The organism is Ginsengibacter hankyongi (assembly GCF_008710285.1).
Classification (GTDB): domain Bacteria; phylum Bacteroidota; class Bacteroidia; order Chitinophagales; family Chitinophagaceae; genus Ginsengibacter; species Ginsengibacter hankyongi.
Genome location: NZ_VYQF01000001.1, coordinates 1,103,661 through 1,127,633, shown reverse-complemented (window position 1 = coordinate 1,127,633; position 23,973 = coordinate 1,103,661). Strand labels below are relative to the sequence as shown.

Sequence of the window (23,973 nt, the reverse complement as noted above, 5' to 3'; positions counted from 1 at the left end):
AAACATTTAAATATTTATGGTATCGTTACCTGCTTTATTAATCATTTTTTCAAGGGATTTTTTGAGTACACCTTTGGCCCTTGCCAACTGCGATTTACTGGTTCCTTCTGTTATTCCAAGCATACCCGCAATTTCTTTGTGAGAGTATCCTTCAATCACATGCATATTGAAAACCGTTTTATAGCCCGGAGACAATTCATTTACAAGAATAATTATGTCTTTTTCTGCTAATGTATCCAGTATATTCAAATCACTATCTTCTATCGTATTTTCCTGTACCTCTGTTACATTGTATAGCTTCACTTTTTTCCGGAAATGTTCAATGGAAGTATTTACGAATATTCTCCTCATCCATCCTTCAAATGAACCGTCGCCCCTGAACTTTAGTAAGTTTTTAAATACTTTTATAAATCCTTCCTGTAACAAATCGTTGGCATCATCAACATTTCCGGAGTATCGTAAACATACACCATACATTTTCGGAGAAAATTTTTTGTATAGAATTTCCTGCATCTGCCGGTTTCCATCAATACAGCCTTTTATTAAGTCTGTTTCAGAGGGTATATGGTTGCTTTGTTCGTTCAATTTTTTGGTTTAATCATAGCATAATTACACAACTGCCATCTCTTTCAACCAGGCAATTAGTTTTTCTGTCGCTTTTTTCCGATGGCTATAAATATTCTTCTCCTGTAAAGACATTTCAGCAAAAGTTTTTGTTGCCCCCTCAGGAATAAATACAGGATCATATCCAAATCCACCCGCTCCACGCGTTTTCGCAATAATAGAGCCCTTGCATTCGCCTTCAAATATATTGTGTTTTCCATTAACGGTTAAGCAAATAACAGTTCTGAAGCGGGCTTTGCGATTGGTAACTTCTTTTAGGTTATCAAGTAACTTGTTAATGTTGTCTTCAAACGATCTTTTATCGCCGGCGTATCTTGCGCTTTTTACGCCTGGTTCACCGTTCAGTGCTTCCACTTCAAGCCCCGTATCTTCTGCAAAACAACTCAGTCCTTTTAGCTTGTAAATAACTTCGGATTTTTCAATTGCATTTTCTTCCAAAGTGTCAAATGGTTCCGGAACATCAATATCAATACCGGCCTCAGAAAGGGATAAAATTTTAAAACTATCACCCAGCAAACTTCTTACTTCAATAACCTTATTTAAATTATTGGTAGCAAATATCAAGGTATTCATTTCTGTTTTTGGATATTAAAAATTTTCTGGAAACAATTCCATAATTGTTTTTTTAATTCTTTACTCTGTTGAATTTCTTCTAAAGGCGGGCTGATTAAATATACCTGTTCATGGAAATTTTGTACCTGAAAAAAAGGGATTGTAAAAGGAAGATCAAGTTCTTGAGCAGTTACTCCAAAAATCAAAACTTTTTTAGGGCTCAGCTGTTCTGTTAAATCTTGATAGGTAAAAGCATTGTTTTCACGAAAATTTAAAAAAGCAATATCGGCCATAGTTAAATGACAAGCACTTAATAAATCATTCAAAAATTTCATTTGATTATCTCCCAAAAATTTATTCTGATTATCTTTTCCTATAAAAATTATTTTCTTTTCATTGCCGCCCAAAAAAGTAATTTTCCATTCTTTTTTTAAAGGTTTAATGGTATTTTTTGGTTGTATTACTACCAGGTTATTTTTAAATATCGACGGATACATAAATCCTGGTAATTGAATATTATCTAGGCTCATAATTAGATTTACCTTTCTTTTTTTCGTTTCTTTGCAGCAAATTTAATGATATGATTGCATCTGCTGATTTTAATATTACGAGAGTGGAAAGGAGCAAATTACATTCGATGACATTGGAAAATATTCCCTTTGGAAAATATTTTTCTGATCACATGTTGGAAGTTGATTATGAAGATGGAGAATGGAAAACCGTGGAAATAAAACCTTATCAACCATTATTGCTTTCTCCGTCGCTGGCGGCTTTGCATTATGGACAGGCAATTTTTGAAGGAGTAAAGGCATATAAAAATACTGAAGGGAAGGTCAATATATTCAGGCCGTATGACAACTTTAAGCGCTTTAATATTTCTGCGGAAAGAATGGAAATGCCCAAGATTTCTGAAGAGATTTTTATGGAAGGTATGAAAGAACTTGTTAAGCTGGATGCTAATTGGATTCCGGATAAACCGGATCATTCTTTGTACATCAGGCCGCTTATGTTTAGCAGTGATGAAATGATAGGGGTGAAACCTTCTTCTAAATATAAATTCATGATAATATTAAGCCCAACGGGACCTTATTACAGTGCTCCCATGCGAATTTATGTTGAAGAAAAGTATGTGAGAGCTGTTGAAGGCGGAGTTGGTTTTGCAAAAAATGCAGGCAATTACGGAGCAGCCATGTACCCATCTGCAGAGGCTAAGCGGAAGGGGTATGACCAGGTATTGTGGATGGATGCATTTGAGCATAAATATGTGCAGGAATGCGGTACTATGAATATCTTTTTTATTATTGGCAACAACGCAATTACGCCTGATTTGAAATCGGGAACAATATTAGCCGGTGTAACCAGGGAAAGTCTAATAGAGCTTTTAAAGGAAAAAGGACTGAATGTAGAAGAAAGATCTTTAAGTATAGATGAAATTGTTTCCGCATTTAAAGAAGGGGTTCTGTCGGAAGTTTTTGGTACAGGAACAGCAGCTACAATTTCTATGATAAAAGAATTAAGGTATAAAGATTTTGTAATGAATTTTGATGTTGAAAAATGGGAGATTGCGCCGGCAATAAAAACGCGCATGAGTGATATAAAAGAAGGAAGAGCAGAAGACAAATATAACTGGTTGGTTACGCTATAATTTATTTTTTCCATATAAAAGAGATGGTAGGTTCTTCCAGGCTTCAAATAATTTTGGAATTTCACAAACCTAACCTTACCTTTGCCGTCCAAAAAAATTAAGGTAAAAAGTAATGCCTACAATACAACAATTAGTAAGAAAAGGAAGAACAATTATAAGAGCTAAAAGTAAGTCCAGGGCTCTCGATAGTTGTCCGCAACGCCGTGGGGTATGTACAAGAGTATATACTACAACTCCCAAAAAACCCAATTCGGCATTACGTAAGGTAGCTAAGGTAAGACTTACTAATAAGATTGAAGTGATCGCATATATTCCCGGAGAAGGACATAACCTGCAGGAGCACTCAATTGTTTTGATACGTGGTGGAAGGGTTAAAGATTTACCCGGTGTGCGTTACCACATTGTTAGAGGAAGCCTTGATACTGCGGGCGTGAAAGATCGTAAACAAAGTCGCTCTAAATACGGAACAAAAAGAGAAAAGGCAAAAAAATAATTCTTTAAAATATTTTATAAATAATACAAATGCGTAAAGCACAAGCAAAAAAATTACCTCTGGCACCAGATCCTAAATTCCAGGATAAATTGGTTACCCGTTTTGTGAATAATTTAATGTGGCAGGGTAAAAAAAGCGGCGCATATAATATTTTTTATGATGCTCTTGAAAAGGTTACAAAAATATCCGGTGAAGATGGATACGAAGTTTGGAAAAAAGCCTTAGCAAATGTAACGCCAGGCGTAGAAGTAAAAAGCCGCCGTATTGGAGGTGCTACTTTTCAAATTCCTGCAGAGGTTCGTCCGGACCGTAAAACTTCTCTTAGCATTAAGTGGCTTATTAAATACAGCCGCGACAGAAATGGTAGAAGTATGTCAGAGAAACTTGCCAATGAAATAGTTGCTGCGAGCAAAGGCGAAGGAGCTGCATTTAAAAAGAAAGAAGATACACATAGGATGGCCGATGCTAACAAAGCATTTGCTCATTTTAGAATTTAATTAAGGCAAAATAAACGAATGGTAAACCCTTTCTTATTTGGAAGGGTTTTTTTGTTAGTAGCTTTATAAATAACTCGATTACGTTGCTTATTGTAAGCATAATATTCGTAACTTTGCGCCTCCAAAAAGTTTTGTAAAATAATAACAATAAAAATTAAATAAAAGGCCATGGCCGACTTAAGATTTCAAAGAAACTTTGGTATTGCTGCTCATATTGATGCAGGCAAAACCACAACTACAGAGCGAATTCTGTATTATACCGGCGTTAACCATAAAATTGGGGAAGTACATGATGGTGCTGCTACTATGGACTGGATGGCACAGGAGCAGGAAAGAGGTATAACTATTACTTCTGCCGCAACTACTTGTTTCTGGAATTTTCCAACCGTACAGGGCGTAAAGACACCTGATACTAAATTATACAAATTCAACATTATTGATACACCGGGCCACGTGGATTTTACTGTGGAAGTAGAACGTTCATTGCGTGTTCTTGACGGGCTGCTTGCTTTGTTTTGTGCAGTAAGTGGTGTTGAACCACAAAGTGAAACGGTATGGCGCCAGGCTAACCGTTACAAAGTTCCCCGTATCGGGTTCGTAAATAAAATGGATCGTGCAGGTGCAGATTTTTTAAATGTTGTAAAACAGGTAAAAGAAATGCTGGGTGCTAAAGCTGTTCCTTTACAATTACCTATCGGGGCTGAAGATAGTTTTAAGGGCGTAGTTGATTTAATTACCATGAAAGGAATGGTTTGGGATGATGCTACCCAGGGCATGACATACAAAGAGGTGCCTATTCCCGAAGATATGGTAGAAGAGGTAAACGAGTGGAGACAACACCTGATTGAAGCAGTTGCAGATTATGATGAGAAACTATTGGAGAAATTCTTTGATGACCCCAATACTATTACTGAGGATGAAATTCATGAAGCAATTCGTAAGGCAACAATAGATATTTCGATAATTCCTATGATGTGTGGTTCTTCTTTTAAAAACAAAGGAGTTCAAACTGCATTGGACGCAATCGTAAGATATCTGCCAGGGCCAAAAGATATTGAAGCTGTTAAAGGAATAAACCCTGATACCGGTGAAGAAGTTGAACGTAAGCCCGATGCAAAAGAACCTTTTGCTGCATTAGCATTTAAGATTATGACAGATCCTTTTGTTGGTCGCCTCGCATTCTTCAGGGCATATTCTGGTCACCTTGATTCCGGTTCTTATGTTTTGAATACAAGAACAGGAAAGAACGAAAGGATTTCAAGAATAATGCAAATGCATGCCAATAAGCAAAACCCGGTAGATTTTATTGAGGCCGGCGATATTGGCGCAGCAGTTGGATTTAAAGATATTAAAACAGGAGATACTCTTTGTAATGAAGATCATCCAATCATATTGGAAGCGATGACCTTTCCTGAACCTGTTATCTCCGTAGCTGTGGAACCAAAAACCCAGGCAGACGTTGATAAAATGGGATTGGCAATTTCCAAACTCGTAGAAGAAGACCCTACTTTAAGAGTGAAAACCGATGAAGAAACGGGACAAACTATTTTAAGTGGAATGGGAGAACTTCACCTGGAAATTATTGTGGATAGGATGAAGCGTGAATTTAAGGTTGAAATAAACCAGGGTGCTCCCCAGGTTGCATATAAAGAAGCATTTAAACAAACTATTGAACACCGTGAAGTGCTTAAAAAGCAAACCGGTGGACGTGGTAAATTTGCGGATATTGTTTTTGAAATTGGCCCTGCTGATGAAGAATTTTTGAAAGAAGGAAAGGGCAATTTCCAGTTTGTGAATGGATTGTTTGGAGGTTCAATTCCAAAAGAATTTGTTCCGGCAATACAAAAGGGTTTTGAAACTGCTATGACCACTGGTGTTTTAGCAGGCTACCCAATGGAAAGTATGAAAGTGAGAGTTTTTGATGGTTCATTTCACCAGGTGGATTCTGACGCTATGTCTTTTGAGCTTTGTGCCAAACAAGGGTATCGTGAAGCTGGCCGCAAGGCAAAGCCTGTTCTACTTGAACCTATAATGAAAATTGAGGTGCTGACTCCTGATCAATATATGGGAGACGTAACGGGAGATCTTAACCGTCGTCGCGGTATGCTCGAAGGAATGGATAGCAAACACGGGGTACAGGTTATCAAAGCCAAAGTGCCGTTGAGTGAGATGTTTGGGTACGTAACTCAACTACGTTCATTATCAAGCGGACGCGCAACCTCAACAATGGAATTTAGCCACTACTCACCGGCGCCTAATAACATAGCGGAAGAAGTGATGGCGAAGCAGAAAGGAAAAGTGAAAATCGAAGAATAACTAAAGATCAAATCCCTCCGAACAGGGGGAAATAAGTTTATTAAAATAGACCTTGTTCTGAAAAGAGCGAGGTCTATTTTTTTAATAGCCTTCGCACATAACCAGGTGGTAAGTTGTACGAATTTGTATAAGGAGTTTAAAAAATGCAATGTTACCGGTGAAAACACCCTCCGCCAACCGGTGAAAACACCCTGAAAAAAACGAGGTTTTCACCATAGTTTATATTTTGAATTTATTCAATTTTTGTAAACGAAATAATTATCCATTCACAATTAAACCAAATAAATATTCTTGCTATAAAAATCAATTAATTAATCCGTTTATAATCCCTTCAACATACTTAGCAGGACAATATGTAAAATTTGGGTGGTTTTCAATTAGAGTTCAGAGTGCCCTTCGGGGCATTTTGAATTTAGGGAATGGTGGGTTGATTTAATTTAATTTCCCGATTTATTTTTGAAATCTCCGCGTTTCCACGCTTTTATAAACTCTGCCCACGCGAGCGGATTGAAAATATTTTGGGGGGGAAGTTGCCCTGCAGAATAATATTTTTGGGCATTTTGCTTTAGATAATAATTAGTGGCTTCACGGCCATCCCTGGGGTAAGCAGCCATTAATGCCCGCAGATTTCTTTCAGACAAATTCTGGCGTGCAATTTCCTGTTCGTCATCGGGAACCTTTGTATTTACAAAATCTCTTTCAAACTCTTCACGTGTTGGCCGTTTTTTGATAATAGTAGCCGGCAAGTACACCGTATCCTCTACCATCAACTGGATCATACTTTGTTGATTGCCCTCGAGGTTTTTCGGTATAGTTACTAGCTTAGGTTTATAGCCTACACTTGTAAATTCTATCACATCGCCTCTTAAAATAGGAATTGAAAAAACCCCTTGCTCACTGGAAATGGTTCCCTGGTTTCTCCCTTTTACCACAATACTTACAGAGGGCAGTGCTTTAAGACTATCGGCCGACATTACAACACCATATAATTGTACAACAGAATCTTTGTAAGTCTCAAACTGGGCTTTTGCCACCACAGGAACTAAAAACGAAAGAAATAAAAAGTATAGTAAAATTTTTTTCATGTATTTGTCTCCAATACTACGAATTTAATTACTGTTGGTTTGTTTAAAAAAAACAAAGTAAGGGTATCAATGTTTAAATTTGCAAATTGAGTTTCTTTTTAACAAAAAATTGAACCATGAATGAAAATGACATATTAAAAGCACTAAGAAAAGTACAAGAACCAGACCTGAAAAATGACCTGGTTTCTTTAAACATGGTTAATGATATTATAATAGATGGTAATAAGGTTTCATTCACTGTAGTTCTTACCACACCGGCCTGCCCCCTAAAAGATAAAATAAAAAATGATTGTATAAATGCTATAAAGCTGGTTAATAAAGACGCTGAAGTAACTATAGATTTTACCAGCAATACAACTTCTTTAAGAACAGATAAAAAAGATATTTTAAAGGGCGTTAAAAATATAATTGCAGTTGTAAGTGGAAAGGGTGGTGTTGGTAAAAGCACAGTTGCTTCCAATCTTGCGCTTGCTATTGCAGCCGGTGGCGCTAAAGTAGGATTGATGGATGCAGATATATATGGCCCAAGCGTTCATATCATGTTTGGTGTACGTGGTGAACGTCCCGTAATGCAGGATGTAAATGGAAAAGGGATGATAGTTCCTTTGGAACGTTATGGAATAAAATTAATGAGTATTGGTTTATTGGTTGATGAAAAACAAGCTGTCGTTTGGCGTGGCCCTATGGTGAGCAGTGCAATCAGGCAATTTGTTTCTGATGTGGATTGGGGCGATTTGGATTATTTAATTATAGATATGCCACCCGGAACGGGAGATATTCATCTAACTATTGTACAAACTGTTCCTGTCACCGGAGTAATTGTAGTTACTACTCCTCAACTGGTTGCGCTTGCAGATGCTAAAAAAGGGATTGCTATGTTTAGCCAGGCAGGCTTGAAAGTGCCTGTCATAGGTCTTGTGGAGAACATGAGTTATTTTACTCCAAAAGAATTGCCAGATGCTAAATATTATATTTTTGGGAAAGAAGGTGGTCAAAAATTGGCTAGTGAATTTGATATCCCTTTCCTTGGAGAAATTCCATTGGTACAATCTATCCGCGAAGGCGGCGATGTGGGAATCCCTGTAATGATGAGCGATGATGAAATTTCCAAAAATGCTTTTATAGAATTTAGTGATAATGCAATAAGGGGAATAGCGATGAGAAATGCACAATTGCCGGCAACCGAAGTAAGTGCAGTTTTTTAGTCGTTATTCTTATAGTAACTAATCACATCATCAAAATATCTTTCGCGTTTTTGTAAATTAAAATTTTTCATTTCAGGAGCCGCAATGCCATTTTCAATCGTTACGCTTTCGTTTGTTATTACTCTTGCTTCATCCCACAAACCTTCATTAATAAAAGATTGTAGCGTTCTTGCACCACCTTCAATCATTACACTTTGAATGTTCATTTCAAAAAGTGATTGCAGTATCTGACCTATAAAATTTTCCTTGTCAAGTTTTATATAAACTAAATTTTCCTCTGTTGAATTTTTAACCAAATTGTAAATGAAGGTCTTTACATCTGTATTAAATATCTTTAATGTGGAAGGCAATTTTAATTCTTTGTCAATAACAATTCTCACGGCATTTTTTCCCTTCCATAATCTTGTTGTTAATAAAGGATCATCAAGTAAAGCAGTATTAGTTCCAGCTAGAATTGCTGCTTCTTCACTTCTCCATTTATGCACGAGTCGGTTGGAATACTCATTACTAATTAAAATTCTTTTTTCTGCGTAGCCAATTTTTCCATTTGCAGTTTGCGCCCATTTTAAAATAATATATGGCCTGAATTTTAAATGAAAAGTAAAAAATCGTATATTAAGCTGAATACAATCTTTTTCTAAAACACCTGTAATAACCTCTGCGCCTGCGTTCTGTAATTTTTGTATTCCACTTCCTGCAACTTCTTTGTAAACATCTTTACATCCGATAACTACTTTCTTAATTTTATTTTTAATAATGAGGTCTGCACATGGTGGTGTTTTTCCGTAATGGGAACATGGTTCAAGAGAAACATATAATGTAGCTTTTTCAATTAAGAAGTTATTTTCTTCTTTTACGTTGTTGATGCAATTTACTTCTGCGTGTGGCCCTCCATATTTTTGATGATAGCCTTCGCCGATAATTTTATCTTCATAAACTAATACGGCGCCTACCATAGGATTGGGTGCAACATTGCCTATACTCAATTCTGCAAGTTGCAAACACCTGCTCATATATTGTTCATCTCTTGTCAAAATAATATTATTGCTTCACAAAATAATTAAGTTTGCTTTAATGACAACAGAACAATACCATAATGATTTTTTAAACCAATTAATTTCTATCTATGAAAGAAGAGAAGCAGCTAATATTACCGACTGGGTATTTGAAAATATAACTGGTTTGAAGAGACTGGAAAGAAGCCTAAAAAGAAATGTTGAATTGGAAATTGACTTAATAAAAGAATTAGAAAAATGCTTGCATGAACTTCTCAAATACAGGCCTGTGCAATATGTTTTAAATGAAGCATGGTTTTATAAAATGAAGTTTTATGTAAATGAAAATGTATTAATTCCAAGACCGGAAACTGAAGAATTAGTAGAATGGGTTGTGTTAGATGTACGAAGCACGATGTATGATGTGCGAGGTGAAGAATTCGGAATATTAGATGTGGGAACAGGAAGCGGATGCATTGCTGTATCCATTAAAAATGAGTTAGAAAATATTGAAGTAACTGCTATTGATGTAAGTGAAGAAGCCTTAAAGGTTGCAAAAAAGAATGCGGACACATTGCAGCCAAAGATTAATTTTCTTCAAGTTGATTTTTTAAATGAGAGTTTATGGAACCGGCTTGGTGTTTATGATATAATAGTTAGTAACCCGCCTTACATTCATCAAAAGGAAAAAGAAAAATTATCGAAAAATGTAACTGCATTTGAGCCGCACCTGGCCTTGTTTGTTGACGATAATGATCCTTTTATTTTTTATAAGAAGATGGCAAAATTTGCACAATCAAATTTAAAACCTAAGGGAAAAGTTTTTGTGGAAATTCACGAAGATTATTCGGAAGAAGTAGATAAGATTTTTCTGGCTGCTAATTTTAAAACGGAGATCAGAAAAGATATGTATGGAAAAAATAGAATGCTGAAAGCCACCCGATCAATAAGTTAATTCCAATTACTTTGCACTGCTTACAGATGCAGACGTGGTGGCGCCAAGCTTTTTAGCTACCTGCATTACTCTTACAATATCGCCCCAGCTTACAAGAGAATCAGCATTAATTACTACTGCCGGCTTTATACTATCGCCAACGCGTAGTTGCTTTTTTAAAGAAGACTCAAGCGAATCAAAAATAATTTTTTGTTGCCCTAAATAAATATCCCGGTTTTTATTAATACTCACAATTACACTCTGCTTGGCTTTCGTTTCACTGGTGGCCCTGGGGTTATTCATCTTAATAACATTAGGGTTTGCCAATGTAGAAATGATAAGAAAGAAGAACATTAGGATGAATAATATATCATTTAACGGGCCGGTATCCAGCTCGGTATCTTCATTTTTGTATCGCTTTCTTATACTCACTATTCAATTATTAATTTATAATTAGGAATTGCTTTACCGAGTTGGTTCCTGTAAAATATCTGTGAACTCTGCAGTGGCAATTTCCATTTTATTTTCGATGCGGGTAATTTGCGTTGCAAGATAACTGTGACCTATATACGCTAATATACCGATGATTAAACCTGTTGCAGAAGTGATCATTTTAATGTAAATACCATCAGCAATTGTATTAGGAGTATATTCTGTACTTGCAGCAATTCCCTTAAACAAAGCAAGCATCCCGATAATAGTCCCAAGAAAACCAAATAAAGGAGCAATACGGGCAACGATAGAAATTATTGAAAGATTTTTTTCAAGTTTATACAATTCAAGAGCGCCTACATTTTCCATACTTTTTTCAATAGCATCCATTGGTTTACCGATGCGCTGTATTCCCTTATCTATCACCTGTGCAACAGGGTTATCATTGTTTTTTGAAAAGCTTCTTGCTGCCGCCACATTCCCGGTAACAATGTGATCACGGATAATGCGCATGAAATTATCGTCAATTTTGGAGGCTTTCTTAATAGCAATGAATCTTTCAAAAAAGAAATAAACTGCTGCAATAAATAAAATTGCCAGCGGAATCATTATTACTCCACCGCTTACGAGTATGTCCCATAGGCTTTGAGTTTTTGGAGCAGTATGTGCAACAGTACTTGTGTCAATTTGCAGGAAAAATAAATCCATTTAATTATGTTTGATGACAAATGTAAAGAGTAATTCTATAAATGAGAGGTTGCATTAATTTGTAATATAAACTTTAACTTAAATGTTAAAAAGCTATATAAAAATTTAATACCATATCCAATAACGTACATGCCTATCCTCTAATTGTAAAGGTTGGGCATCAATTTTTTTCTTCCCAAATCATACATAAATGTACAATGGTTTCCGCTGCTTTTGCCATGTCCCTTACACCAATCCATTCAACTTTCGAATGAATACATTGCATGCCGGTAAAAATATTTGGGCAAGGTAATCCCATAAAACTAAGCCGGCTGCCATCAGTTCCCCCACGTATGTTTTCAGTTTTGACATCAAGTCCTGCACGGGTTATAGCTTCTGCGGCATATGCAGCTACCTGCGGGTTTTCATCAAGCACTAGTTTCATGTTCCGGTACTGTTCGGTAATTACAAAATCTATGGAAGCTCCCCGGTAATGGCTTACAACTTCTTCCGCAATACTCTTTAATCTCTCTTCGTGTTTTATTAAAGCGTCATTATCAAAGTCTCTTACAATAAATTCGATCGTTGCTTTTTCAGCATTACCTTCCATGCGTACCGGATGAACAAAGCCTTCCTTTTTTTCCGTTGCTTCAGGTGCCCATTCAGTGGTTGGCAATGCATGTAAAATTTCACCGGCTACTTTTATTGCATTCACCAGCTTATTTTTTGCATAACCCGGATGTGCAATAACTCCATTAATAATTATTGTTGCGCCATCTGCGCTAAAGGTTTCATCTTCGAGGCTTCCTGCTTCTCCGCCGTCAAGTGTGTAACCAAAATCGGCTCCTAATTTTTCCATGTCAAGTTTAGAAGTTCCTTTACCTACCTCTTCATCAGGAGTAAATAAAATTTTTATAGTTCCGTGTTTTATGGAAGGATTTTGCATAATAAAATCTGCAGCCTGTATTATAGCAGCAACGCCACTTTTATCGTCGGCACCTAATAATGTTTTTCCACTCGCTGTAATAATATCTTCGTTTATATGCTTGTATAAATAAGGATGCGTAACCGCAGATAATACCTGTGATGTATCATCCGGTAAAATAATTTCTTCGCCGTTATAATTTCTATGCAGAATCGGTTTTACGCCAGTTCCACTGCAATCGGGTGCCGTATCCACATGACTGCAAAAACAAATAACCGGAATATTTTCCTTATCTGAATTAGCAGGAATAGTCGCATACACATATCCATATTCATCCATTGAAGCATCTGTAATTCCTAATTCAATTAATTCTTTTACCAATAAAATGCTTAAGTCTTTTTGTTTTTCTGTTGAGGGATGGCTGTTGCTTTGCGGATCGCTTTGTGTATCAATTTGTACATACCGCATAAAGCGTTCTGCAATTTCATTTTTATTAATTTCTATTTCCATCATTTTTATTTCTTAAAATTTGATTCGTAATTTGTTATCGCAAAGGAACAAAGAAACGGTCTTATAAATTTCATTCAATTCTAAAATTCCGGGTTCAGATTAATTTCTCCAACACATAATATACAATCGGGCAAAAAGTGGAATTCTTTAAAGTAATTGCAGGTCGTTTCAACAATACATCTTCATCAGTATAAGGAAAACGATGGCAATCAGATGGGCGGTTTTCATAAATGGTACAATAATTATCCTGTCCAAGAAAAGGGCACGGAGATTTTTTTGTTACATAATCGCCGTCCTGGTCGAGGTATAAATAAGTCTCTATAAAATCACCTTCTTTCATTTTTAAATGCTTTGCAATTCTTTTTATGTCCGGGGTTTTAAACCGGGGAGAATAATTTCTACAGCAATTAGCACATTGCAGGCAATCGATTTTTTCAAAAGCTTCGTCATGTAGTGCTGGCAATACTTTAAGCGCTTTATTTTTATCCACTCTTTTTAAAAAATCTTTATATTTTTTTTGATTTTGAGCCGATTTCTTTTCCCAATTATGCAATAAATCGTCTTTCATTTTGTAAATATACAATTCCACATCCCTTATTATTTCAATACCATTTTTCTCCCTTTTGCAACGTAACTTTGCGCCTTCATTTTATACACATAAAAAAGAGATGTGTTTGAGGAAACATTTCAATGAAAAATAAAAGAAAATATGAATCTTTTCGAAAGGCAATCTGCAGAATTCACAGCCCGTCACATTGGGCCAAATGATGCTGAAACAACCGCGATGTTGCATCAAATCGGAGTTAATTCAATTGAAGAACTAATAGATAAAACAATTCCTACCGGCATAAGATTGCAGGAGGAATTAAAAGTGCCGCATTCTGTAAGTGAGTTTGAATACCTTAATGATTTAAAACAAATCGCCAGGCAAAACAAAGTTTATAAGTCTTACATAGGCCAGGGATATTACGATACAATTGTGCCGAATGTTATTCTGAGAAATCTTTTTGAAAATCCCGGGTGGTACACCCAGTACACACCTTACCAGGCGGAAATTGCACAAGGCAGACTGGAAAGTCTGTTAAATTTTCAGACTTTAATAAGCGATCTCACGTCGTTGCCTATAGCCAATGCCAGTTTGCTTGATGAAGGAACAGCGGCTGCTGAAGCAATGGCTATGCTTTTCAATCATAAAAATAAAGACCACGACCATGTGACTGCCCCAAAATTTTTTATTGATGAAAAAATATTTACCCAGACTAAAGAAGTATTAATTACAAGGGCGAAACCAATTAGCATTGAGATAGTTTTTGGAGATTATAGTACAACTGATTTGGATGAATCTTTTTTTGGTGCGATAGTTCAATATCCAAATAGTGATGGAAGTATTGAAGATTACAGGAATTTTATTGAGAAGGTACATGCAATAAATGCACAGGTAATAATGGCCACCGATTTAATGGCTCTTACTTTATTAACACCCCCGGGAGAACTGGGCGCGGATGTAGCCATAGGATCTTCTCAAAGATTTGGTGTGCCGATGGGTTTTGGCGGTCCTCATGCTGCATTTTTTGCAACCAAAGATGAATTTAAAAGAAATATTCCGGGCAGAATTATTGGTGTAAGTGTAGACGCACAGGGTAACCGTTGCCTGCGTATGGCTTTACAAACAAGGGAACAGCATATACGCCGCGAAAAAGCAACTTCCAATATTTGTACTGCACAGGCATTGCTGGCTAATATGGCTGCGATGTATGCGGTATATCATGGCGCTGAAGGACTAACGGACATCGCTAAGCGAATTTCGCTGCTTACGAAAACACTTGCGACTGAACTGCAGGATGAAGGTTTTGAATTGAAAAATGAAAATTATTTTGATACGATTACTTTCAAAATCAATGATGTTGAAAAAATAAAAGATATTTCTCAAAAACATCAAATGAATTTTCATTATCCGGCTGAAGGCCTTGTTACAATTTCACTTGATGAAACTACTACCAGGAATGATGTGCTGGACATTATTAATGTTTTTACCTCATCAATAGGGAATGATACTTCCCAGGCAACCTTTGATAATGAAAGTGCTTTAGATAACATCCCAACTTCGCTTACAAGAACTTCAGAGTTTTTATTGCATCCCGTTTTTAACACGTACCATAGTGAAACTGAAATGATGCGGTACTTAAAAATGCTGGAGAATAAAGATTTGTCTCTTACACATTCCATGATTGCTTTAGGTTCCTGCACTATGAAGCTAAATGCGGCCACCGAATTAATTCCTGTGAGCTGGCCGGAGTTTGGCAAAATACATCCTTTTGCTCCGGAAAACCAAACTAACGGTTACGCCTACATTACAAGCGAACTTGAAAAATTGTTAAGTACCATAACGGGGTTTGCGGCGTGCAGCCTTCAGCCTAATAGTGGCGCACAGGGAGAGTTTGCCGGATTGCTTACCATAAAAAGTTATCACGAAAGCAGGAATGATCTTCATCGCAGTGTGATATTAATTCCCATTTCTGCACATGGAACCAATCCTGCATCAGCAGTAATGGCCGGTTGCAAAGTGGTAGTTACAAAATGTGACGACGAAGGAAATATTGATATGGATGATTTAAAAATCCAGGCTGAAAAATATAAAGATTCGCTTGCAGGTTTAATGGTTACTTATCCCTCAACTCATGGTGTGTTTGAAGAAACGATAAAGGAAATATGCAAATTAATTCATGATAACGGTGGACTCGTGTATATGGATGGCGCTAACATGAATGCGCAGGTTGGCCTAACATCACCAGGAAATATTGGTGCCGATGTTTGCCATCTTAATCTTCATAAGACTTTTGCAATACCCCATGGCGGCGGCGGCCCGGGCATGGGCCCGATTTGTGTAAATAAAAAGCTTGCTCCATTCTTACCGGGAAAAAATAATGGAGCCGGTTCAGTAAGTGCAGCACGTTATGGTTCAGCAAGTATTTTATTAATCAGTTATGCCTATATAAAATTGCTTGGACAAACAGGCCTTCGTAAAGCAACAGAATATGCCATTCTGAATGCCAATTATATGAAGGCAAGATTGAAAAAATATTACAAGATTTTATATACTGGAAAAGGTGGAACCTGTGCACATGAATTTATAGTCGATTTACGTCCTTTCAAAAATTCGGTTGGTATTGAAGCGGAAGATGTAGCTAAAAGGCTTATGGATTATGGGTTTCACGCACCTACATTAAGTTTTCCTGTTGCAGGAACCATAATGATTGAACCAACTGAAAGTGAAAGTAAGGCAGAACTGGACAGGTTTTGTGATGCATTGATTAACATTTATGAAGAGATAAAAGAAATTGAAAATGGCCATGGAGATAAGAAAGATAATGTTTTAAAAAATGCGCCACACACCTTGGCTGTTATCACTGCAGATGAATGGAAACATTCGTATAGCCGTAGCAAGGCTGCTTTTCCAATCGAATATTTAAAACAAAATAAATTTTGGCCAAGCGTAAGCAGGGTAAATAATACTTATGGCGATAGAAATTTAATTTGTACCTGCGAGCCTGTGGAAAGTTATGTAGAAACTGCAGTTTAATTCACAAGCTATAATTTTTAAAAAGTTCCAGGCATGGGACTTTTTTTTTAATTGCTGTTTTACTCTCAATTGCTTTTATGTATGATGTAATAATAATCGGTGGTGGTGCAGCAGGATTAGTGGCTGCAAAGCTTTTGAGCGAGAGCGGTAAAAAGATTTTATTGCTTGAAGCCAAGGAAAAGCTGGGTGGTCGAATACATTGCATTAAAAATTTTTCTTTCCCCGTTGAAGGTGGCGCAGAATTTATTCATGGAAATTTAAAAACAACCGTTTCCCTTTTAAAAGAAGCTGGTTTAAAAAAGGAAAAGATTAAAGGAAATTTTTGCCGCGTAACTAACGGCAAATGGAACACAGAAGATGAACCTATCGAAAATTGGGATTTGTTAGTGAAAAAACTGAAAGAATGTAAACAAGATATAAGTGTTGACAGTTTTTTGAACAAATTTCTCAAAGCAAAAAAGTACGATACAGTTAAAAGACAATTCCGAAAATATATTGAAGGCTATGATGCAGCCGATCCAAAGTATGCAAATGTTCTTGCCGTAAGAGATGAAATGGAAGACGAGGATGAAAGCCAATACAGGCCTGTGCCTGGTTATTATGCATTAATTAATTTTTTGAAAGAAACCTGTTTAAAATGTAATGGAATAATTAAAACAGGCGAACCAGTTAAAGAAATAAAGAACAATAAAAATGTTGAAGTAATTACATCCGCAGGAAAATATTTGTGTAAACAAATAATTATTACTGTTCCGTTAGGCGTATTGCAAAGCAAAAAAAATAACAAAAGCTTTATTGAATTTCCTTCTTCCATAAAAAAATATATAGCTGCTGCAAAGAAAATTGGAAATGGTGGCGTTATTAAATTTTTATTAGAATTTGATAAGGCATTTTGGTTGGAAGAAAAGTTTTTAAGAGAACGCAAAATACCTCCGCCATCTTACATTTTTAGTGATGCAGTTATTCCAACCTGGTGGACGCAATATCCGCACCAAAAGCCGTTACTTACGGGTTGGATTGCAGGACCAGCCTCGATAAGAATGAAAAACTATTCAGAAAGAAAATTTACAAACCTTCTATTAACTTCTTTATCATCAATTTTTTCAATACCCATTATGGAACTGGAAGGCCGTTTAAAAAAAATTAAAATAATGAATTGGATTAAAGAGCCCCATATTTTAGGTGGGTATTCTTATTCAACTTTACAAACTGAAAGGACGCGTGATATTTTATTAACTCCTTTTGAGGATAAATTCTATTTTGCAGGTGAATTTCTTATAAAGAATTCTTCGTCAACTGTAGATGATGCTTTACAAAGCGGAATACTATCAGCAGAAAAAATAATTAATTTGAAATAAAGAACTCTTATAGTATTTCTCTTAACAAAAAATTATTTGTTGTTCTGTTAGCAGCGATAAATTTTTAAACCTGAGCAACACATTAGCAACCGTAGCAACATCTTTCTGGCAATAAACTGCAATACGTTCCAAATTTTTTTCTTCCCAAAAAACTTCACCCACTTTGCTTCCGTCAATATCATCTTTTGGTGAAGGAACTCCAAGAGTAGCTGCAAGCAATTTCAAAGAAGTATAATGTTTATAATCTCCAAAGCGCCACAAATGCAGCGTATCAAGCACAGGCGTATCCCACGGCTTCATATTTTGAAAGTCAATGTACGAAGGTATTGTTATGTTGTTCACCAACATTCTCCTACATAAGAAGGGAATATCAAATTCTTTAATGTTGTGCCCCGTAAAAATCCATTTTGAATTTTTGGAATGTAATTGCTCCAGCATTTTGGTAAAGCTTCCCAAAACTTCTTTTTCATTTTCTGAATAAAAAGATTTTAACCTCAATTGCAATTCATTATTTTCTTTTTTAAAATATCCTGTACTAATGCAAACAACTTTTGCAAATTCTGCGAGTATGGCTGCACGCTTTGGGTAATATTCCTCTGCAGTTGTTTCAGGCGGAAGACTTCTGAAAATTTTTTCAGTCCATAATTCTTTCCATTCATCATCTAATAAATGAAAGTGTTGAACGCCTGAAACTGTTTCAATATCTATTAGAAATAAATTTTCAATAGCAATCTGTTGCATAAAAAATAAATTAAATCGTCCTGAATATACAAAAAAAGCCCGTGGATAAAACGGGCAAAATAAAAACAGATATATATGGAGCTAAAATGTAAATCCTGCAAATATGGTAAAGGCCTGGCTTTTCCATTTTTGTTGATTATCTATATCATTCAGATTAGTTAAACCCATTTCATAACGGGCACCTAGATTTATAAAAGGAATTTGTAACCACAATCCGTCAACTGCAGACCAATGGCTCTAATAAGTTAAAAAATCTGGTTTTTAATTGTTATGAAAATTCATCTGATATTAATGAATATATGAAGGGACAATTGTCAAGATTTTTTTAAAGTACATTTACAGCGCCAATTTCAAAAAATTTCTATATGATTAAATCGGTTGCCATAATAGGGGCAGGCACTATGGGGAATGGGATCACTCATGTATTTGCACAAAATAATTTTAATGTAAATCTTATAGACGTATCCCAACAACAACTTGACAAAGCGCTTGAATTGATTGATGAAAATTGCAATAGGCAAATTTCAAAAGGTTCTTTATCACAAGAACAAAAGCAGCATACGTTAAAAAACATTACAATATTCACTTCTCTTACAGCAGGCGTTCAGGATGCAGATTTGGTAATAGAAGCTGCAACTGAAAATATTGACTTGAAATTAAAAATTTTTAAGCAACTTGATGAAGCAGCAACTTCAAATTGCATTCTTGCAACTAATACTTCTTCCATTTCAATTACAAAAATTGCGTCTGTTACGAAACGCCCCGAACGAGTAATTGGTATGCATTTTATGAATCCCGTTCCCGTTATGAAATTGATAGAAATTATAAATGGGTATAGCACAGGTAAAAACGTTACAAAAGAAATTATAGAACTAAGTAAACAATTGGGGAAGATTCCCTGTGAGGTTAATGATTACCCTGGGTTTATTGCAAACAGAATTTTAATGCCAATGATTAATGAGGCAATTTATAGTTTGTATGAAGGCGTTGCCGGCGTTGAAGAAATTGATACAGTAATTAAACTTGGAATGGCGCACCCAATGGGGCCTTTGCAGCTTGCAGACTTTATTGGCCTTGATGTTTGTCACTCAATTTTAGAAGTTCTTTATAAAGGTTTCGGAAATCCAAAATATGCTCCATGCCCTTTACTAGCGAATATGGTAAACGCAAATTATTTGGGAATTAAAAGCGGCGAAGGATTTTACAAGTACACTAAAGGAAGCAAAGATTTGGTGGTTAGTGAAAGATTTAAATAAAAATTATTCAATTTTTTGAATTTCTATATGCAGAATATTTTCCAGTGCATATAGTGTTTCAGTTAATCTATCTTTCGGAATTCCTGCTTCTATTTTGCAAAATAATTGGTTTTCATTTTTATAAACCGTGCAATTATATTGTTTTAAAATTCGCATTACCTCATTCATTTCAGTATAATTAAATTGTAAATTATAATTAACCTCAATTGATTTTTTTACAACTTCTGTGCATTGCAAAACCAGCGATGTCACAGTTTTGTATGCGTTAATGAGTCCCGGTACTCCAAGTAATGTTCCTCCAAAATACCGAACAACTATCACCAAAATGTTACAAAGATTTTTTGAATCTAACTGTGATAAAATTTGTTTGCCTGCAGTGCCTGACGGTTCTCTATCATCGCTAACTCTAAAATTATTTCCATCGTAACCTATCCTGTAAGCGAAGCAATGATGCACAGCTTTTGGGTGTTCTTTTTTCAGCGCCTGCAAATGTGTTTTAAACTCGTCTTTATTTTTTATTGGATAAGCAAACGCCAGGAACTTACTTCCCCTATCCTTATATTCAGCAAAACCTTCTTTGTTTATTGTAAAATAGAAATCCATTTGAAAATTTAATTGGAAAAGCGGAAGCTAACTTATTTCTTTAAATACTGAAAAATAAATGCATACTTATCCTTTTTTTTTTGATTCATTATCTTTATTCAATATTGATAAAAATATGTTTGAAAATACTTTGGCATTTGCGCAGCAGCTGGATAAAGAAGATCCGTTAAACAGGTTTAGAGAGAAATTTTATATCCCTTTTATTAGCGGGAAAGAGAGTATTTACTTTACCGGCAACTCGCTAGGCTTGCAGCCAAAAACAGCCCAGGATTATATTTTAGACGATTTGGAAGATTGGGCAAATTATGGCGTGGAAGGCCATTTTCACGGGAGAAATCCATGGACTAAATATCATGAAATGTTTCCTCCCAAACTTGCCCCGATATTAGGAGCGTTGGAAGAAGAGATTGTTGTTATGAACCAGCTCACTATCAATTTGCATTTGTTATTAATAACATTTTACAGGCCAACAAAAGATCGGTATAAAATTATTTGTGAAGCAAAAGCATTTCCTTCCGATCAATATGCATTGCAATCACAAGCGCTTATAGCAGGTTTGGATCCCGAGAAAGTTATTATTGAAGTGACGCCTCGCGATGGCGAGCAATCCATAAGAAACGAAGATATAATTGCAACAATTAAAGAACATGGCAATGAAGTTGCCATTGTTATAATTGGTGGCGTTAATTATTACACAGGCCAGGTGTTTGATATGAACGCTATAACTGCCGCTGCTCGTGGTGCAGGCGCTTTCTGCGGGTTTGACCTCGCACATGCGGTGGGAAATATTGAATTAAAACTGCATGATTGGAATGTAGATTTTGCATGCTGGTGTTCTTATAAATATTTAAACTCCGGGCCGGGCGCTGTTGCAGGTGCGTTTATCCATCAACGTCATATTGCGGATAAATCTTTAGTCCGGCTCCGGGGCTGGTGGGGAACCAATAAACAAACCAGGTTTAAAATGGAAAAGGAATTTGATGCTATCCCGACTGCTGAGGGATGGATGGTGAGTAATTCACCGATACTTAATATGAGCTGCCATAAGGCTTCGCTGGATATTTTTGACGAGGCCGGCTACAAAAATATTATTGCAAAAATGAAAAAATTAGGCGCTTACCTTTTTTTTATTTTGGATGATATAAATGCCTCCTCCGAGAAAAAGGTGATTGAAATAATTACTCCCCGAAATGAAAATGAACATGGTTGCCAGGTGTCGATGTTCATGCTGGAAAAGGGGAAAGAAATTTTTGAATTGCTTAAAAATAACAGTGTAATTGTTGACTGGCGGGAGCCCAATGTAATTCGGCTGGCACCGGTTCCTCTCTATAATACTTTTGAAGATATTTATCGGTTCGGTGAAATAATAAAAAGCATTATTGTGTAATATTATTTTACAGCGCATCTTGTACATTGCATTAATGGATGCCGAACAAATGAAATAACATTTGAAATGAAAAAAGATGATCAGAATAAAATTATAAAATGACTTTACAATTTTTGATTGAGCAGATTAAACAAAAAAAATCATATTTGTGTGTAGGGCTTGATACAAGTATCGAAAAAATTCCTAAACACCTTCAATCTAATCCAGCTGCGGTTTTTGAGTTTAACAAGCAAATTATTGATGCGACTAAAGATTTATGCGTAGCTTATAAAATCAATACGGCCTTTTATGAATCTAACGGAATAAAAGGATGGGAAGCGATGGAGAAAACAGTAAATTATATTCCTTCAACACATTTTCGAATTGCGGATGCCAAACGGGGAGATATTGGCAACACTTCTTCTCAATATGCCAAGGCTTTTTTTGATGTCTTAAATTTTGATGCGATAACAGTTGCACCTTACATGGGCTTCGACAGCGTTCAACCTTTTCTTGAATATGAGAATAAATTCACCATAGTTTTAGGGCTTACCAGCAATAAAGGAAGTGAAGATTTTCAGCAGTTGAAAACAGGAGATAATTTTTTATATGAAACAGTTTTGAAAAAAGTAAGCGGATGGGGAACAAAAGAAAATCTCATGTTTGTTGTGGGTGCTACAAAGGCGACAGAGCTTGAATCAATAAGAAAAATTATTCCTGGTAATTTTTTATTAATACCTGGCGTCGGCGCCCAGGGTGGAAGTCTTGAGGACGTTTCAAAATATGGAATGAATAAAGATTGCGGGTTATTGGTGAATGCATCCCGGGCAATTATTTATGCCGGTACAGGAGAAAATTTTGCAGAAGAAGCCAGGATTATAGCGCAGCAATATCAAACAGAAATGATGAATTACCTTTGATTTTAATTATACGAATTTAAAACCGTGAATACACGGATTAATCAGTTAACTTATTAATTAAATGGCACAGGATCTATTTCAATCACCAGACTATTTTAATGTTGATGAATTGCTCACTGATGAACATAAGTTAATCCGGGAATCTGTAAGAAGTTATGTAAAAAAAGAAATCTCGCCCATCATTGAAGATTTTGCCCAACGGGCAGAATTTCCACAGCACGTGGTAAAACAAATGGGCGATCTTGGATGCTTTGGCCCAACAATACCGGTAGAATATGGCGGTGGCGGGCTGGATTATATTTCTTATGGATTGATGATGCAGGAACTCGAAAGAGGCGATAGCGGTATAAGATCAACTGCGAGTGTGCAAGGGTCGTTAGTAATGTTTCCTATTTATGCGTATGGCAGTGAAGAGCAAAGGAAGAAATATTTGCCAAAGCTTGCAAGCGGAGAATGGCTCGGCTGCTTCGGTCTTACGGAGCCCGATCATGGAAGTGATCCCGGCGGTATGTTGAGTAATTTTAAAGAGGTTGGTGACCATGTTATTTTGAATGGAAGTAAAATGTGGATCAGTAATGCGCCATTTGCCCAGGTTGCAGTTGTGTGGGCGAAAGATGAAGCGGGGGAAATTCGCGGATTAATTGTAGAGCGTGGAATGGAAGGCTTTACTACACCAACAACTCATGGTAAATGGAGCCTGCGTGCAAGCGCTACAGGCGAACTTGTTTTTGATAATGTAAAAGTTCCAAAAGAAAATATTTTACCAAATATAAAAGGATTGAAGGGCCCGTTGAGTTGCTTAACCAAAGCCAGGTATGGAATTGCATGGGGAACAGTTGGTGCAGCAATGGATTGTTATGATACCGCATTGGGTTATTCTAAAGAAAGGATTCAGTTTGATAGACCAATTGGCGGTTTCCAGTTACAGCAAAAGAAACTAGCGGAGATGATAACTGAAATTACCAAGGCGCAATTGATGAATTGGCGATTGGGTGTATTGATGAGTGAAGACAAAGCGACCCCGCCGCAGGTAAGCATGGCAAAAAGAAACGCATGTGAAATTGCGTCTAACATTGCCCGTGAGGCAAGGCAAATGCTGGGTGGCATGGGTATTACCGGCGAATATTCTATTATGCGCCACATGATGAATATTGAAAGTGTTATCACTTATGAAGGTACTCATGATGTGCACCTGCTGATAACAGGTATGGATATTACCGGATTGAACGCATTTAAATGATATTGGCTT

At 36.3% G+C, this 23,973-nt stretch carries 23 protein-coding genes; 12 read left to right on the top strand and 11 right to left on the bottom strand.

The features are described from left to right. Positions 1–6 precede the first annotated feature (6 nt). The 3 genes from FW778_RS04680 to FW778_RS04670 are packed head-to-tail and all read right to left on the bottom strand — an operon-like array spanning position 7 to position 1,706. Positions 7–585: an RNA polymerase sigma factor gene (locus tag FW778_RS04680; RefSeq protein ID WP_235906019.1), complete on the bottom strand. Its 579-nt coding sequence runs from the start codon at positions 583–585 to the stop codon at positions 7–9. 24 nt (positions 586–609) lie between these two features. Then, positions 610–1,197, bottom strand: a complete 588-nt coding sequence (gene rdgB, locus FW778_RS04675) for an RdgB/HAM1 family non-canonical purine NTP pyrophosphatase (protein ID WP_150413424.1) — start codon at positions 1,195–1,197, stop codon at positions 610–612. Continuing rightward, positions 1,194–1,706, bottom strand: a complete 513-nt coding sequence (locus FW778_RS04670) for a hypothetical protein (protein WP_202552073.1) — start codon at positions 1,704–1,706, stop codon at positions 1,194–1,196. Before FW778_RS04670 ends, rdgB begins: the two co-directional genes overlap by 4 nt. 50 nt (positions 1,707–1,756) lie before the next feature. On the opposite strand from FW778_RS04670, the gene FW778_RS04665 reads away from it, so the two are divergent. The 4 genes from FW778_RS04665 (at position 1,757) to fusA (ending at position 6,127) form a co-directional block, all read left to right on the top strand. Further along, the gene (locus FW778_RS04665; RefSeq protein WP_150413421.1) at positions 1,757–2,821 is read left to right on the top strand and encodes a branched-chain amino acid aminotransferase; all 1,065 of its coding nucleotides are present in this window, start codon (positions 1,757–1,759) and stop codon (positions 2,819–2,821) included. Between the two features lie 112 nt (positions 2,822–2,933). Continuing rightward, complete coding sequence (gene rpsL / locus FW778_RS04660) at positions 2,934–3,314, top strand: 30S ribosomal protein S12 (protein WP_150413419.1); 381 nt, start codon at positions 2,934–2,936, stop codon at positions 3,312–3,314. 29 nt (positions 3,315–3,343) lie between these two features. Then, the gene (gene rpsG, locus FW778_RS04655; RefSeq protein ID WP_150413418.1) at positions 3,344–3,811 is read left to right on the top strand and encodes a 30S ribosomal protein S7; all 468 of its coding nucleotides are present in this window, start codon (positions 3,344–3,346) and stop codon (positions 3,809–3,811) included. 168 nt (positions 3,812–3,979) lie between these two features. Further along, positions 3,980–6,127 carry an elongation factor G gene (gene fusA / locus FW778_RS04650; RefSeq protein WP_150413416.1) on the top strand — a complete coding sequence of 716 codons (2,148 nt, stop codon included), beginning with the start codon at positions 3,980–3,982 and terminating at the stop codon, positions 6,125–6,127. 437 nt (positions 6,128–6,564) lie between these two features. Here fusA and FW778_RS04645 read toward each other — a convergent pair whose 3' ends face one another. Next, positions 6,565–7,212 carry a carboxypeptidase-like regulatory domain-containing protein gene (locus FW778_RS04645; protein ID WP_150413415.1) on the bottom strand — a complete coding sequence of 216 codons (648 nt, stop codon included), beginning with the start codon at positions 7,210–7,212 and terminating at the stop codon, positions 6,565–6,567. Positions 7,213–7,328: 116 nt separating this feature from the next. Here FW778_RS04645 and FW778_RS04640 point away from each other — a divergent pair, with 116 nt between their 5' ends. Next, complete coding sequence (locus tag FW778_RS04640) at positions 7,329–8,417, top strand: Mrp/NBP35 family ATP-binding protein (protein ID WP_150413414.1); 1,089 nt, start codon at positions 7,329–7,331, stop codon at positions 8,415–8,417. Here the strand turns inward: FW778_RS04640 and ribD are convergent. Next, on the bottom strand, positions 8,414–9,451 hold the full coding sequence (ribD, locus tag FW778_RS04635; protein ID WP_235906018.1) for a bifunctional diaminohydroxyphosphoribosylaminopyrimidine deaminase/5-amino-6-(5-phosphoribosylamino)uracil reductase RibD: 1,038 nt from the start codon (positions 9,449–9,451) through the stop codon (positions 8,414–8,416). The genes FW778_RS04640 and ribD overlap by 4 nt on opposite strands. A gap of 40 nt (positions 9,452–9,491) precedes the next feature. Here ribD and prmC point away from each other — a divergent pair, with 40 nt between their 5' ends. Then, positions 9,492–10,367 (top strand): peptide chain release factor N(5)-glutamine methyltransferase, encoded by an 876-nt coding sequence (prmC, locus tag FW778_RS04630; RefSeq protein ID WP_150413413.1) that lies wholly within the window; start codon positions 9,492–9,494, stop codon positions 10,365–10,367. 6 nt (positions 10,368–10,373) lie between these two features. Here prmC and FW778_RS04625 read toward each other — a convergent pair whose 3' ends face one another. The 4 genes from FW778_RS04625 to FW778_RS04610 form a co-directional block, all read right to left on the bottom strand. Further along, positions 10,374–10,778: an ExbD/TolR family protein gene (locus tag FW778_RS04625; RefSeq protein ID WP_150413412.1), complete on the bottom strand. Its 405-nt coding sequence runs from the start codon at positions 10,776–10,778 to the stop codon at positions 10,374–10,376. Positions 10,779–10,811: 33 nt separating this feature from the next. Beyond that, positions 10,812–11,486, bottom strand: coding sequence for a MotA/TolQ/ExbB proton channel family protein (locus tag FW778_RS04620; RefSeq protein ID WP_150413411.1), 675 nt, complete (start codon positions 11,484–11,486; stop codon positions 10,812–10,814). 160 nt (positions 11,487–11,646) lie between these two features. Next, positions 11,647–12,903, bottom strand: coding sequence for a peptidase T (pepT, locus tag FW778_RS04615; protein ID WP_235906017.1), 1,257 nt, complete (start codon positions 12,901–12,903; stop codon positions 11,647–11,649). 91 nt (positions 12,904–12,994) lie between these two features. Further along, positions 12,995–13,468, bottom strand: coding sequence for a YkgJ family cysteine cluster protein (locus tag FW778_RS04610; protein ID WP_150413410.1), 474 nt, complete (start codon positions 13,466–13,468; stop codon positions 12,995–12,997). 141 nt (positions 13,469–13,609) lie between these two features. Between FW778_RS04610 and gcvP the strand changes: the two genes are divergently transcribed. Both gcvP and FW778_RS04600 read left to right on the top strand, forming a co-directional pair. Further along, entirely contained in the window at positions 13,610–16,480 is a 2,871-nt protein-coding gene (gcvP, locus tag FW778_RS04605) for an aminomethyl-transferring glycine dehydrogenase (RefSeq protein WP_150413409.1), read from the top strand. 77 nt (positions 16,481–16,557) lie between these two features. Then, the gene (locus tag FW778_RS04600; protein ID WP_150413408.1) at positions 16,558–17,838 is read left to right on the top strand and encodes a flavin monoamine oxidase family protein; all 1,281 of its coding nucleotides are present in this window, start codon (positions 16,558–16,560) and stop codon (positions 17,836–17,838) included. Between the two features lie 21 nt (positions 17,839–17,859). Here the strand turns inward: FW778_RS04600 and FW778_RS04595 are convergent, their stop codons facing one another. After that, entirely contained in the window at positions 17,860–18,579 is a 720-nt protein-coding gene (locus tag FW778_RS04595; RefSeq protein ID WP_150413407.1) for a ribonuclease H-like domain-containing protein, read from the bottom strand. A 365-nt stretch (positions 18,580–18,944) separates the two neighbouring features. Here FW778_RS04595 and FW778_RS04590 point away from each other — a divergent pair, with 365 nt between their 5' ends. Further along, positions 18,945–19,835, top strand: coding sequence for a 3-hydroxyacyl-CoA dehydrogenase family protein (locus tag FW778_RS04590; RefSeq protein WP_150413406.1), 891 nt, complete (start codon positions 18,945–18,947; stop codon positions 19,833–19,835). 3 nt (positions 19,836–19,838) lie between these two features. Here FW778_RS04590 and FW778_RS04585 read toward each other — a convergent pair whose 3' ends face one another. Continuing rightward, positions 19,839–20,438 (bottom strand): IMPACT family protein, encoded by a 600-nt coding sequence (locus FW778_RS04585; protein ID WP_150413405.1) that lies wholly within the window; start codon positions 20,436–20,438, stop codon positions 19,839–19,841. A gap of 58 nt (positions 20,439–20,496) precedes the next feature. Here FW778_RS04585 and kynU point away from each other — a divergent pair, with 58 nt between their 5' ends. The 3 genes from kynU (at position 20,497) to FW778_RS04570 (ending at position 23,964) form a co-directional block, all read left to right on the top strand. After that, positions 20,497–21,825 (top strand): kynureninase, encoded by a 1,329-nt coding sequence (gene kynU / locus FW778_RS04580; protein WP_235906016.1) that lies wholly within the window; start codon positions 20,497–20,499, stop codon positions 21,823–21,825. A 98-nt stretch (positions 21,826–21,923) separates the two neighbouring features. Continuing rightward, on the top strand, positions 21,924–22,724 hold the full coding sequence (gene pyrF, locus FW778_RS04575; protein ID WP_150413404.1) for an orotidine-5'-phosphate decarboxylase: 801 nt from the start codon (positions 21,924–21,926) through the stop codon (positions 22,722–22,724). 61 nt (positions 22,725–22,785) lie between these two features. After that, positions 22,786–23,964 carry an acyl-CoA dehydrogenase family protein gene (locus tag FW778_RS04570; RefSeq protein WP_150413403.1) on the top strand — a complete coding sequence of 393 codons (1,179 nt, stop codon included), beginning with the start codon at positions 22,786–22,788 and terminating at the stop codon, positions 23,962–23,964. The last annotated feature ends 9 nt before the right edge of the window (positions 23,965–23,973 follow it).

Bases quoted from the DNA above. Each gene is read 5' to 3' on its own strand.
- rdgB (WP_150413424.1), bottom strand. From the start codon at position 1,197: ATGAATACCTTGATATTTGCTACCAATAATTTAAATAAGGTTATTGAA.
- FW778_RS04670 (WP_202552073.1), bottom strand. From the start codon at position 1,706: ATGAGCCTAGATAATATTCAATTACCAGGATTTATGTATCCGTCGATA.
- FW778_RS04665 (WP_150413421.1), top strand. From the start codon at position 1,757: ATGATTGCATCTGCTGATTTTAATATTACGAGAGTGGAAAGGAGCAAA.
- rpsL (WP_150413419.1), top strand. From the start codon at position 2,934: ATGCCTACAATACAACAATTAGTAAGAAAAGGAAGAACAATTATAAGA.
- rpsG (WP_150413418.1), top strand. From the start codon at position 3,344: ATGCGTAAAGCACAAGCAAAAAAATTACCTCTGGCACCAGATCCTAAA.
- fusA (WP_150413416.1), top strand. From the start codon at position 3,980: ATGGCCGACTTAAGATTTCAAAGAAACTTTGGTATTGCTGCTCATATT.
- FW778_RS04645 (WP_150413415.1), bottom strand. From the start codon at position 7,212: ATGAAAAAAATTTTACTATACTTTTTATTTCTTTCGTTTTTAGTTCCT.
- FW778_RS04640 (WP_150413414.1), top strand. From the start codon at position 7,329: ATGAATGAAAATGACATATTAAAAGCACTAAGAAAAGTACAAGAACCA.
- prmC (WP_150413413.1), top strand. From the start codon at position 9,492: ATGACAACAGAACAATACCATAATGATTTTTTAAACCAATTAATTTCT.
- FW778_RS04620 (WP_150413411.1), bottom strand. From the start codon at position 11,486: ATGGATTTATTTTTCCTGCAAATTGACACAAGTACTGTTGCACATACT.
- pepT (WP_235906017.1), bottom strand. From the start codon at position 12,903: ATGATGGAAATAGAAATTAATAAAAATGAAATTGCAGAACGCTTTATG.
- FW778_RS04610 (WP_150413410.1), bottom strand. From the start codon at position 13,468: ATGAAAGACGATTTATTGCATAATTGGGAAAAGAAATCGGCTCAAAAT.
- gcvP (WP_150413409.1), top strand. From the start codon at position 13,610: ATGAATCTTTTCGAAAGGCAATCTGCAGAATTCACAGCCCGTCACATT.
- FW778_RS04600 (WP_150413408.1), top strand. From the start codon at position 16,558: ATGTATGATGTAATAATAATCGGTGGTGGTGCAGCAGGATTAGTGGCT.
- FW778_RS04595 (WP_150413407.1), bottom strand. From the start codon at position 18,579: ATGCAACAGATTGCTATTGAAAATTTATTTCTAATAGATATTGAAACA.
- FW778_RS04590 (WP_150413406.1), top strand. From the start codon at position 18,945: ATGATTAAATCGGTTGCCATAATAGGGGCAGGCACTATGGGGAATGGG.
- FW778_RS04585 (WP_150413405.1), bottom strand. From the start codon at position 20,438: ATGGATTTCTATTTTACAATAAACAAAGAAGGTTTTGCTGAATATAAG.
- kynU (WP_235906016.1), top strand. From the start codon at position 20,497: ATGCATACTTATCCTTTTTTTTTTGATTCATTATCTTTATTCAATATT.
- pyrF (WP_150413404.1), top strand. From the start codon at position 21,924: ATGACTTTACAATTTTTGATTGAGCAGATTAAACAAAAAAAATCATAT.
- FW778_RS04570 (WP_150413403.1), top strand. From the start codon at position 22,786: ATGGCACAGGATCTATTTCAATCACCAGACTATTTTAATGTTGATGAA.